Origin of the sequence: Shewanella eurypsychrophilus (genome assembly GCF_007004545.3) — a bacterium.
GTDB classification, from domain to species: domain Bacteria; phylum Pseudomonadota; class Gammaproteobacteria; order Enterobacterales; family Shewanellaceae; genus Shewanella; species Shewanella eurypsychrophilus.
This window is the reverse complement of the sequence record NZ_CP045503.2, coordinates 326998-337500: the sequence shown is the minus strand read 5'-3', so window position 1 is coordinate 337500 and position 10503 is coordinate 326998. Positions and strand designations below refer to the sequence as shown.

Sequence of the window (10503 nt, the reverse complement as noted above, 5' to 3'; positions counted from 1 at the left end):
AAGGCAGAACCTAGGATAAAGGCTGATTGCGCTAATGCCGCTAATGGCTCCGCTTTACCATGGCCATATCTATGGTCTTTATCGGCTGGGACTATCGCATATCGAATTGCGATGAAGTTAACTATTGATGCTAGCGCATCGGCAAAAGAATCTGTCAGAGACGCTAACATACTGGCTGAACCTGAATACATCCAGGCAGCCATTTTGATAGTAATGAGGGTCAAGGCTGTTGCGACTGCAGCGCGACTAGCTAACTTGACCCAAAAGTCGTATTGGGAAGTTTGGTTCATGAGTTCATATTTCTACTATATATAGCTATTAATTTCTTATTAAGAATAGCAAGCAGGGGAAGCCTATGATCTCAGTGTATATCAATTCACCTCTTAAAACTGATGACTAGTGCCCACCTTTACGTTCGCCTTTACGTGAATGGCTCTTTTCAAAGTTTGCTTTAAACTGCACTTGCTGCTCAGGAGTTAAAAGTTGGTAGATCTTATTTTGCACTTTTACCATGCTAAGCCTTTTAGACTGGCTATGCTCTTGCCTTGTCTGCATCATCTCTTGTGCTTTAGCCTCATCAAAACTGTCTGCGGTGATCAGAGCTAAAAACTCAGCTTTCTTAGCTTGACGCTCTTCCTTTGTTGGACGAGTATCTTTCATCGCTGTTTTCTGCTCTTTCATTAAGGATTTTATTTCAGTTTTTTGCTCAGCGGTTAAGTCTAAACCTCGATACATTTTGCGCATACCACCATGGTGGGACTTACCCTCACTCTTCATATGGTGTTGACAGTCTTGCTGCCCTTCATCTGCGTACACCGCTGAGCCCATAAGGGCAGTACTTGCTACGATTGCGAGTAATCCTGCTTTCAAAGTGTTCTTTTTCATATCACTGACCTTTATTTGTGGGTGAGTTATCTCACGTCATTCAACACAATCAAGTTTAGCGAGTCCAATGTAAGTCAGGGTTTGTACAAGGTAAAATATTGTAAATTTAGTGTTCACATCTATTTCAATATCTTTTTAATGCATCCCGTTACCATCTTTACTTAGACTTACATTGATAAACTGCAATTGACATCTAAAGAGGTATACTCACCTTGTTAGCATATTCATTTAAGGTTAAAGACATATATGAACCAGCTGTTACTTATCGACGATGATTTAGGCTTATCTGAATTATTAGCACAACTTCTGGAACTTGAAGGCTTCGAGCTCACTCTTGCACATGATGGCCAGTCAGGACTAGATTTAGCCCTCAGCAATAATTACGACCTCATTTTACTCGATGTTATGCTGCCCAAGTTAAACGGGTTTGAAGTGCTTAAATCCCTTAGATCGAAAAAACAGACCCCGGTATTAATGCTAACAGCACGCGGCGATGAGATAGATCGAGTCGTCGGACTAGAAATTGGAGCCGATGATTACCTACCTAAACCTTTTAACGACCGTGAACTTGTTGCCCGTATAAAAGCAATAATACGCCGCACTCAAATTAAACCTGAAGAAGTTCAGCCAACAGTCTATGAATATGGCGATATAACACTAGATCCGAGTCGTCAGGAAGTCTATTGCCAGGAGCAGCTACTCATACTTACCGGAACTGAATTTGGTTTATTGTTCGAGATGGTGCAAAACAGTGGTGAGCTCATCAGTAAAGATGATTTGAGCGAAAAAGTGCTCAATAAAAAGCTAATGCCATTCGATAGAAGCTTAGATATGCATCTTTCTAATTTACGTAAAAAATTACCTGAACGTACAGATGGGCGACCTAGAGTTAAGACCATTCGTGGAAAAGGTTATATCTGGCTAACTTGATGACTGTAAGTAAACTTCCCAATCGAATATTTATTAAGTTGCTGCTCGGCTTCTGGTTTTGTAGCTCCTTAATTATCGCCATTGTTGGCTTGCTGCCTTTATTGCAGCAAAATCATGATCGTGCTCCCTTGCCTCCACATTTAGAAAGGATGCTGACAAGGGTTGCCAATAACATCAGTGAGCGCTTAATAAGCGATCCACAAACCATCAACACAAGTCGACTTAAACGCCTTACCCATCTTAGAGATAGAAATGACAAACCTGTTCGTTTCTATATTGTCGATCATCAAGGAAGAGTCATTAACTCTCATAAGGTATCACGGGGTTTACGACGATTCATGCTGATGTCCGATGAAGTCGACCGCCCTATGACTCATCAATTTAAGAGTGAATTGATCTTTGGACCCTATAAATTTAATGCGGCAGGAGAGCAATACTCAATTTATGGCAGGCTAGCCGATCACCATCCACGCCCTTGGTTTTTCTTTTTTGCCGAAAATAAATTACTGACCTTAGGTTTAGCCATCATATTATCGGGACTTTTATGTGGGCTACTTGCTTGGCACTTAGGTAAACCTCTGCGCACACTAAAGTTAACTGCAGACTCATTGGCCGCTGGAGACCTAGCTAACCGAGTAGATAAATCGACCACAAAACGTAAAGATGAAATTGGTCAACTCGCTCTAGCATTTAACAGCATGGCTGATTCGGTTGAAAATATGGTGCACAGCCAACAAAGGTTAATTAGTGATATATCTCATGAGCTGAGAACCCCGCTCACTAGGCTGCAATTAGCCTTGGCACTGGCTCGAAAAAAGGGACAAGATACAGCTGAAACTCAACGAATTGGTTATGAAGCTGAACAATTGGAGCAGATGATTGCTGAATTGCTTGAGCTTTCTCGAGTTAAGCTCAACATTCACGATACTAAGCACCTAGTGTCTCTCAATGAAACCTTGAGCCAGGTACTCGACGATGCGGACTTTGAAGCGGCTCAGCAGGGTAAAGTGCTAGTGATCGATATTGATGATGCGATCTCACTACCGACTAATCCCAGGCCTCTTGCTCGGGCCATTGAAAACTTACTTAGAAATGCAATTCGCTATGCTGAGCAACAAATAAGCATTACAGCTCAATCATCAGAGAAGGAAGTCACAATAACCATTGCTGATGATGGACCAGGCATTGAAAATGAACAAGATCTAAAGGCTGTTTTTGACCCCTTCTATCGGCCTCAAACAGCTCGAGAAAGAGAGTCTGGCGGCTGGGGGCTAGGTTTAGCTATTACTAAGGCAGCCATTGATGCCCACCAGGGGGAAATCGTTGCAGATAACCTGACTCCCCATGGTCTCAGAGTCACTATCAAGCTACCGAGTTAGCTAGTTTTAACCCATTTTGAATACGTAAATAGTGAGACTAAGAGCCGTAATGGATGCTCACCAAGGGGAAATAGTTGCAGACAACCTGACTCCCCATGGTCTCAGAGTCACAATAAAACTACCAAACTAGCTATTTAGAGTACGTAAATAGTGAGACTAAGGACCGTAATGGATGCTCACCAAGGGGAAATCGTTGCAGATAACCTTGCCTCCCATCGTCTCAGAGTCACTATAAAATTACCGAGCTAGCCATTTAGAGTACGTAAATAGTGAGACTAAGGACCGTAATGGATGCTCACCATGATCTCAGAGTCACTATCAAGCTACCGAATTCGCCATATTCTGTTGATCATGCACTTGGTTATAGTCTGACAGCCAAGCTGAAAATGCGAGTTTAGTGGGAATACGTTTATCTGAATGTCCCATCAGGTGAGTGAGTGCATAACTGAATTGATAATACATCTGCACGTCACCGCTATGCTTATTAGCATCGTCGCTATTAATCATGGCGCCGCGTAAATAGTTGACCACGAGTTCAGCCCTGTCAAAACCAGCAACATCACCGACTTGGCTAATCAGGTCCTTATTCCATTGCTCATACTGAGAATGAAGTTTCTCGAAGCGGTGGCGGTAATACTCAGTCGCTTGCAGTAAAATCTCAGTATTGGGCATCACACGTTCTATGACGAAACGTTGATTAGATAGCGTATCTCGTAGACGACTGCAGTGGTGGAACAGAATTCGCTTGAGAGGATCGCTATAATTGAGATCATCTTCTTTGGCTTGGCTCAGCCAGCGACTGTAATCGGCACAAGCTACTGCGACAATAAGATCGGCTTCCGAGGTAAAATGATTGTATATGGTTCCTTTAGAGATCTGGCTTGCCTTCACTAAGTGTGAGCGACACAGATCGAATGTCTTATGCCCTTGCAGACATCTTTGAGCGACCTCTATCAAGTAATTACCACGCTGCTCCCAGTTACTCATCATCAACCCCGTCACACTTCCAGTAAACAATCTAATTTCAACTTCACAATCATAAGGTAACAAGCTTCACTCAATTTCGATATTGAGTAATACTGGTAGCACTATTTACTATTCCAATATCAAAAACACCCTGACTATGCTTAAGATTGAATTATTAGAAGGTTTTATCGCTGTTGCCGAGTGCGGAAATTTATCCAAGGCTGCGGAAAAGATCTGCCGAACTCAATCAACCCTGAGCCTGCAAATTAAAAAGCTTGAGGAGAGCGTGGGTCAGTCATTGTTACTGAGAGATAATAAAGGTGTCACGCTAACAGAGTCGGGTGAAACCCTGCTTAACTACGCATATAAGATGATGCAACTAAACTCTCAGGCGCTCGATGAACTGAAAGAATGTCAAAACAAAGAGGTGATTCGCTTCGGTGTTCCTACCGACTATATTAATCGTTACCTCGATAGCTGCCTACTTGAGTTTATTCGCGAATTCACCTGTATCGAATTAGTCATAGATACCGATGTGAGCGGAAATCTCTATAAACGCCTGCATCAGGGCGAGTTCGATGTTATCGTCGCGACTCACTGGCAAGCACCAGCACCAGGGCATGGTGAGCTACTGTTTGAACGCCACTTTCACTGGGTAGCGGCCAAAGGCGGCAATGCCCACAAGCGCGATACCATACCTATGGCACTCTACCCTGAGAACTGTCCTATTCGAGCTCAGGTCTTTGCCAATCATCAGATATCGATGCGTCCGATTAATGTGCTACTTTCCACTCCATCGCCAAATGCCCTGTGCATGGCGGTTGAGAATGACTTAGCCATAGCCCCTATCGCTGAGTTTCGTATTAACGACAAGATGGAAATTCTCGACCCGGTTGAACATAATATTCCTCCTTTACCTATCTTTAATGAGTCTTTGTATCTCAACCCAAATACACAAACCGAGGCAACCAACCAATTAATTACTCTGATTAAGGCGAATACTGAAAGCCTGTCTACCTCGCAATAGACAAAGGTTTATTATCAAGGTAACCGAATAACAATCAAGCTTCCACCTGTAACATCGGTATTTAAACCCTAGGCTTTAACACAAAAAACACCAATCACACGCCAGTGATTGGTGTCGGCACAATAGCCAAAAGATGTTTATGAATAAGCTACCGGGAGCTTTGGTAACTTATCCAAATCGCTAACTTCCAAATCCTTTAGAAGTAGTAACCGAAGTTGATGTTGACACGCTTGTCCCAGTCATCACCCATCTCAGGAAGACCAACATGGTCGTTATTCGCCGTTGAGAAGGTCATGTTCTTACCCATGATGAAATCGATCATGGTGTAAGTTGCACCTGCAGAGATAGCAACACCTGTCACGTTTTGCAAACTGTCATCATAGCTGCTGTCGGCCACATCTGGAGTCATCAAACCAAAATCGTTATAAAACTTCAGACTACCCCAATCCGTTGTGACAGTTTTAGCGATATTCGCGCTGTAAGCCTGCCCTTTTGAGGCAATTTCATATTGCCAGCTAACCACAGAGACACCAATTTTGTTTGCATCTGCGCTATCTGCAGCATCATATTCATACTGCATAGCTTGCAACTGCAGATTCCAGCCGTTAAAGCTGCTATCGAGGTGGGCCGCTACAGCATAACGATCACCTGTATTACCTGTTTTACTATTGTAGATCTGCCCTGCCTCAACCGAACCACCAAATGTGGTTGAACCACCTTCATGCTCAATTTTGTAGGTCTGACGCAGGTTTAACTGGTTGGTCTCTTCGTTATTGTACTCGGTACCATTAATGGTGCCGGTATAAAGATCGGTAGCATAACGTTTGTTTTCACTTGCACCGTACTCGGCATTCTTATAGAACGCCATATCGGTATGCCAGCCATTTTTCTCATAAACCGCTTTTACACCAATATCATGGTCATCTTCAAAGCCAAGGTAGTAAGGAATACCGAACCAGAAGCTATTAGAGATAAAGCCAGGGTTACCAAATGGGACCTTGTTAATACCAAATTGAAGCTGCCAGTCTGTATCCAGATCATAATAACCATAACCGTATTTAATATAATCGGTACTGGAAGTAAAGCGATACTCCGCGGACAAGCCCCAATCACCTTTCTTACCATTAAACTTGATAGCAGCCATGTCAAATGTTAGATCGCCGCCTTTATCCTTTGAGCTTTCACTGTAATCCTTATAAGCATAGTTAACTCGTACAGCACCACCAACATTAATCCCATCTTCAGCCTGAGCCAAAGTAGAAACACCAGATAGCGCAATAGCACTCGCAACCATAGACAACAGAATCTTATTTACCTTCATCATCACAACCCTTTATGTTTTATGTTTTATGTTTTATGTTTTACTTAAGAGTTTAAACTTGATATTTCACAGAGCTAGATGCAATACTAATATTTACTATTAATAGATACTAATATTTACTATTAATAGATATTAATATTGCAATAAACCAGAAATGTTATTTTGGAATAATTAGAAATTAACTATTACCACTTTACTTTAGTCAGATCACACTGAATGACTTCGCCGCGATTTGCGGGTGTACCTGGATTTTTAGCCGACTCGCACAGCAATGTTGTGCCATAGTCATTACGCTTGTCATTAGCATTACTTCTTGCCCACACAGACACAATTGCACGCTCTTCAGGCTTAGCTTCACAGCTGCCATCGACATCAAATGCATGAATGGTATTTTGATGGAAATACAATAAGGAATCTTGCTCAGCACTACCCGCTTGCCACATCGAAGCTTCATTCACCTGACTCGCATCAAACTGCACTCGACGCATCTTGTTATCTTCTTTTACCGTCTTAACCAATGGAGAGTCTTCTCTGACAGCAAAGCTCTTGAATTGGTTGGTACATGCCGGCTTACGCATGTTGTAGTAGATTTCTGATATGGCGTGATTGTGGTATGGATATAAAGTATCGACAGATTGCACCGTCATTCCCACTTCAGCACCCACTTTTTCACCATTAATCTCATCGATGCGCAGCAAGCCCCAATGCCCAAAGATTTCGGCGTAGGCGTAACCACCACGGATATTATTGAAGTTCTTATCGTTGCGTTTGCTCTCTTCACCATACATAGGGAACCAGCCGGCAGCAGCCCATAAGTTTGGCAGTGCATTAGCACTCACATCGTATGGAAAAGAGGATGGCATTTTCACTTCATCACCGGTAACCATCTTGGCGAAGTTTTTAGTGAAGTTCAGCCCTATCTTTCTGACCTCTTTATTGGTCACTTTAGTATTAAAAAATTCTTCGAATGATGTACGCTTGGCCCATTGCGCTACTGGAGAGTTTTTCTCTAATTCGCCACCTGGGCTATAGATCCAGCTAACATCTTTTCGCGCACCAAAACATTGCTTGGCTTTTTCTGGGTTGTTGATCACCTGATAGATATTTTTCACCATGATCTTCATATCACGACGATCCATGATGCACATCTTCTTGCCACCTTCGGTGGAATCAAACAGTGCTTCATCAGAGTTAATGCAGCTACTCTCTTCACCATTTGTTAATGCTAGGGCATAGGCTTTTAAATAAGTGAGAGTCTCATCCCAGAGGATATCAACATACTTCTGATCTGCTTTGGAATACTCTGATACTTCACCCAAACACTTGAACTCAGCATCTTTAATATCATTCCCATCAAGAAAGCTAGGAGTTTCTACAGCATAAGCACTATTAGCTAATGCCAAACTTAAAAAAATTACACTTTTTTTCATAATCGTTCCATCACCATATCGTATTACATTAAGAATATTTTATTTATTTAATTAACTTTTATATTCAACCAGGAAGATCTTTTAGCATTACACTTAAAACTTAAATTCATTATATTGTAACGTTTTAATTAAAACTGACTTTGCATCTAAAACTAACACAGCAACTAAAATTGGTTTAACAACATTGAATTGAATTCACACTTACATTTCTTGCTGCATAATTAAAAATTCCGCTCATCAATATCGAGTTGAAATGACAAACATATCATTGACTATTAAATTCAAAATCCGCCCTCCTCAAAATATAGAGGAAGGGGTTCACTAAAGACTAATAAGACTAATATCAATTATCTTTGCAGGGATATATATTTTCTTACTAATCTATATGAATAAAATTTGAAATGACTCAAATACCAACCGTAAAAGATGGGGCATTTACGGTTGGTGTTATAAAAAAACCGATCAATCGGAATTTTTACTCTTTATGCTTATCAAACTTGAACGTATGACAGTTGCTGCACATAGGCTTCTTAGGCTTATGTTCACCATGGCATTCCTGACACGGAAGATCCTTACCATAGTGCAGGTTATTGTGTGGATTCTGCCACCTGTCCTCTTCGCTACGCGCTGTCTGCTCGGCTAAGTCATCAATATCATGACACTGCAGGCAGGCTTGATCAGATGGGAACTGCTTGATGCCATTGTCATGACATGTCTTACAATCCTTACCGATCACCTCTTTATGATGATCACGTAACTCTACCGCTTGAGCCGATAAACTCACTAAGCCAGTTAAGACCAGTGCGAGTACAATATTTAACTTTTTCATTATTGATTCCTCTTATTACAGGTCTAATTAGGCTTTCATCATGCTACGTGCTGCAGTCATACCCATTACCATACACTCTGGAATTGAGCAGCTACCTAAACGGCTAACACCATGAATGCCACCACAAACTTCGCCCGCGGCATATAGGCCTGAAATAGGTTTACCGGTAAAGCTATCTTTAACTTCAGCTTCTGTATTCACCTGAACACCACCTTGGCAGTAGTGCACTTTCGGCCACAGGCGAACCACGGTAAATGGGGCTTGGATATACTTATCTTTTGCCTTGGTCATGTTCTTACCGAATTGGCTATCTTCGCCGGACTTAACGTAGCTGTTGTACTCTTCGATCTGCGCCTTAAGCGGCTTCAGTGGTACTTCGAAGTGCTTAGCTAATTCTTCAATCGTGTCAAATTTCCAACCTACGTTGTACTTGATCACTTTCTTGGTATTAGGATGCTTCTTTGAATCCTTATAGCTGGTGATCAAGATAGGAGGTAGCGCCTCGCCTTTCTCATCACGACAAGAGAGTTCTGCATCAGCACGAGTCTTACGGTCGGCAATTTCATTCATGAAACGCTTACCAGTCAGACGGTTGATCGCCATTGAATGAGGGAAGTTATAGATAGAGTAGTTAGACACATAACCGAACCCACCTTCATCAGGTGATGCCCAAGGGCCAGACTGGATATGTGCAAGGTGAACAGGAATAGCCCCTAAACGGAACATCTCATACATACCTTCGCCCGTCGCGCCTGGTGCGTTAGTACAACCCACTTCAGCAGTCAAAGTTGGGTCTTGCGCCATACGAAGATCGATATTCTGAGCGAAACCGCCCGTCGCCATGATCACACCGCGCTTTGCTCGGATCTTAATGACTTTACCTGGCTGATCTTCACCGAAGTGATAGTTCTCACGCATTTTCACGCCAAGAATTTCGCCTGCCTCACCCACTAAGAAACCTTCAAACTTAGAGCGGTTATGTGTCTTAACACCGATCTTTTGACACTCTTTATAGAGAGGTTGAGTAATACCGGCACCACAGCTCACAGTTGTCTGGTAAGTACGGGCAACCGAATGACCACCTAACTGCTGTAAGTATGGATGAAACTCGGAGCCCGCATCCATAGTCATCTGTAGCGCTTCAACTGCATGCTCAGCCACATGTCGTAGTAACGCCTCATCGGCAACTCCACGCCCCGACTTCATCTGATCGGCAACCATTCTTTCTACTGAGTCCTGCACACCTTCTTTCTTCTGCATAGGCGTACCGGGGGCAGCAAAGAGGCCACCATTGATGGCTGAGTTGCCACCAAAGTAAGACATCTTCTCGAAGATATGAACGTCTTTTGCACCTTTACGTGTGGCTTCGATTGCTGCAGCTAAGCCAGCAAAACCAGAACCTATAATTAACACCTCAACTTCTTTGTCCCATTTAACTCCGTCCGCTTTTTCTGAAATGGCCATTGCTGGTGCAGCTATTGCCACGCCGGCAGCTGCTCCCATTCCTTTTATGAAATTACGGCGTCCAAGCAGATTGTTATTGCTCATCTGTCATCACCCTTTTTTAGTTTTAATCGACACTGTGATCATAAAGGTGGAATCAGTTCCAAAATGGGAGTTACAAAACAGTGTCCAAAAAACAATTTGATAACATGCCAAAAGTTAAACCTAGGTTCAAATTCACTTATAATTACAACTTTAGAGGTATTTTGGATTCGATTCCAAAATGAGATTCA

At 42.4% G+C, this 10503-nt stretch carries 10 protein-coding genes (1 of these 10 only partly in view); 3 read left to right on the top strand and 7 right to left on the bottom strand.

Going from position 1 to position 10503, the window contains the following annotated elements:
- Both fieF and FM038_RS01480 read right to left on the bottom strand, forming a co-directional pair.
- Nucleotides 1-290, bottom strand: partial view of a cation efflux pump FieF gene (gene fieF, locus FM038_RS01485; protein ID WP_142872990.1) — the start only. Its footprint begins 580 nt before the window's first position; the window shows 290 of its 870 coding nt (coding positions 1-290); the start codon lies at nucleotides 288-290; its stop codon lies beyond the left edge, outside the window.
- A 106-nt stretch (nucleotides 291-396) separates the two neighbouring features.
- The gene (locus tag FM038_RS01480) at nucleotides 397-885 is read right to left on the bottom strand and encodes a Spy/CpxP family protein refolding chaperone (protein WP_142872991.1); all 489 of its coding nucleotides are present in this window, start codon (nucleotides 883-885) and stop codon (nucleotides 397-399) included.
- Between the two features lie 246 nt (nucleotides 886-1131).
- On the opposite strand from FM038_RS01480, the gene FM038_RS01475 reads away from it, so the two are divergent.
- Nucleotides 1132-1815 (top strand): response regulator, encoded by a 684-nt coding sequence (locus tag FM038_RS01475; RefSeq protein WP_142872992.1) that lies wholly within the window; start codon nucleotides 1132-1134, stop codon nucleotides 1813-1815.
- Nucleotides 1815-3194, top strand: coding sequence for an ATP-binding protein (locus FM038_RS01470; protein ID WP_142872993.1), 1380 nt, complete (start codon nucleotides 1815-1817; stop codon nucleotides 3192-3194). Before FM038_RS01475 ends, FM038_RS01470 begins: the two co-directional genes overlap by 1 nt.
- A gap of 318 nt (nucleotides 3195-3512) precedes the next feature.
- Here FM038_RS01470 and FM038_RS01465 read toward each other — a convergent pair whose 3' ends face one another.
- Nucleotides 3513-4181 (bottom strand): TetR/AcrR family transcriptional regulator, encoded by a 669-nt coding sequence (locus FM038_RS01465; protein WP_142873549.1) that lies wholly within the window; start codon nucleotides 4179-4181, stop codon nucleotides 3513-3515.
- 136 nt (nucleotides 4182-4317) lie between these two features.
- On the opposite strand from FM038_RS01465, the gene FM038_RS01460 reads away from it, so the two are divergent.
- On the top strand, nucleotides 4318-5187 hold the full coding sequence (locus FM038_RS01460) for a LysR family transcriptional regulator (protein WP_142872994.1): 870 nt from the start codon (nucleotides 4318-4320) through the stop codon (nucleotides 5185-5187).
- 196 nt (nucleotides 5188-5383) lie between these two features.
- On the opposite strand, the gene FM038_RS01455 is transcribed toward FM038_RS01460, so the two are convergent.
- The 4 genes from FM038_RS01455 to ardA all read right to left on the bottom strand — a co-directional run bounded on the left by FM038_RS01455 (nucleotide 5384) and on the right by ardA (nucleotide 10315).
- A complete protein-coding gene (locus FM038_RS01455; protein ID WP_419555611.1) occupies nucleotides 5384-6511 on the bottom strand; it encodes a hypothetical protein in 1128 nt (375 codons plus the stop codon).
- Between the two features lie 182 nt (nucleotides 6512-6693).
- Nucleotides 6694-7938, bottom strand: a complete 1245-nt coding sequence (gene dddY, locus FM038_RS01450; protein WP_142872996.1) for a dimethylsulfoniopropionate lyase DddY — start codon at nucleotides 7936-7938, stop codon at nucleotides 6694-6696.
- A gap of 475 nt (nucleotides 7939-8413) precedes the next feature.
- Nucleotides 8414-8767 carry an acrylate reductase cytochrome subunit ArdB gene (gene ardB, locus FM038_RS01445; protein WP_142872997.1) on the bottom strand — a complete coding sequence of 118 codons (354 nt, stop codon included), beginning with the start codon at nucleotides 8765-8767 and terminating at the stop codon, nucleotides 8414-8416.
- A gap of 27 nt (nucleotides 8768-8794) precedes the next feature.
- Nucleotides 8795-10315, bottom strand: coding sequence for an acrylate reductase flavoprotein subunit ArdA (ardA, locus tag FM038_RS01440; protein WP_142872998.1), 1521 nt, complete (start codon nucleotides 10313-10315; stop codon nucleotides 8795-8797).
- Nucleotides 10316-10503 lie beyond the last annotated feature (188 nt).

Coding starts and splice junctions, on each gene's coding strand:
- FM038_RS01480 (WP_142872991.1), bottom strand. CDS start 885: ATGAAAAAGAACACTTTGAAAGCAGGATTACTCGCAATCGTAGCAAGT.
- FM038_RS01475 (WP_142872992.1), top strand. CDS start 1,132: ATGAACCAGCTGTTACTTATCGACGATGATTTAGGCTTATCTGAATTA.
- FM038_RS01470 (WP_142872993.1), top strand. CDS start 1,815: ATGACTGTAAGTAAACTTCCCAATCGAATATTTATTAAGTTGCTGCTC.
- FM038_RS01465 (WP_142873549.1), bottom strand. CDS start 4,181: ATGAGTAACTGGGAGCAGCGTGGTAATTACTTGATAGAGGTCGCTCAA.
- FM038_RS01460 (WP_142872994.1), top strand. CDS start 4,318: ATGCTTAAGATTGAATTATTAGAAGGTTTTATCGCTGTTGCCGAGTGC.
- FM038_RS01455 (WP_419555611.1), bottom strand. CDS start 6,511: ATGATGAAGGTAAATAAGATTCTGTTGTCTATGGTTGCGAGTGCTATT.
- dddY (WP_142872996.1), bottom strand. CDS start 7,938: ATGAAAAAAAGTGTAATTTTTTTAAGTTTGGCATTAGCTAATAGTGCT.
- ardB (WP_142872997.1), bottom strand. CDS start 8,767: ATGAAAAAGTTAAATATTGTACTCGCACTGGTCTTAACTGGCTTAGTG.
- ardA (WP_142872998.1), bottom strand. CDS start 10,315: ATGAGCAATAACAATCTGCTTGGACGCCGTAATTTCATAAAAGGAATG.